The sequence below is a fragment of the Rhodococcus sp. O3 genome, from assembly GCF_048897285.1.
Taxonomy (GTDB): Bacteria; Actinomycetota; Actinomycetes; order Mycobacteriales; family Mycobacteriaceae; genus Rhodococcus.
Window position 1 is genome coordinate 1 of sequence record NZ_JBMBTE010000324.1, and the last position, 487, is coordinate 487.

Annotated in this window: 1 protein-coding gene; it reads left to right on the top strand. The window is 71.5% G+C overall.

Annotated features, from left to right (window positions below; genetic code table 11):
* Positions 1-487 (top strand): AMP-binding protein (locus ACN675_RS29250; RefSeq protein WP_420754132.1); only part of this gene is annotated, 487 nt, incomplete at both ends.

Here is a 487-nt window from a genome sequence, read left to right on the forward strand (position 1 = left end):
CACGTACGGTCCGGCGGAGGCGACGATCCAGTCGAACGCGGGCCGGCCGCTCACGGCCGGTGAGTCCGTGACGATCGGTGGCCCGATTCGGGGATTCGCCGAGCTAGTGCTCGACAACCGGCTGCGGCCGGTCCCGGTCGGGGTGGTGGGGGAACTGTACCTGGCCGGTCCCGGCCTGGCCCGCGGCTACCGCAACCGTCCCGGCCTGTCCGCGTCGCGGTTCGTCGCGGGACCGAAGGGGCAGCGGATGTACCGCACCGGGGATCTGGTGCGGTGGCGCCGCCGTGACGAGGGGACGCTCGAACTCGAGTATGTCGGCCGTTCGGATCAGCAGGTGAAGGTCCGCGGCTTCCGCATCGAACTCGGTGAGGTCGAATCCGCGCTGCGGGCGTGCGACGGGGTCGAGCAGGCGGTGGCGGGTGTGCACCGGGGTGTGGTGGATCGGCTGGTCGGCTATGTGGTGCCCGAACCCGGGGTGGAGTTGGAC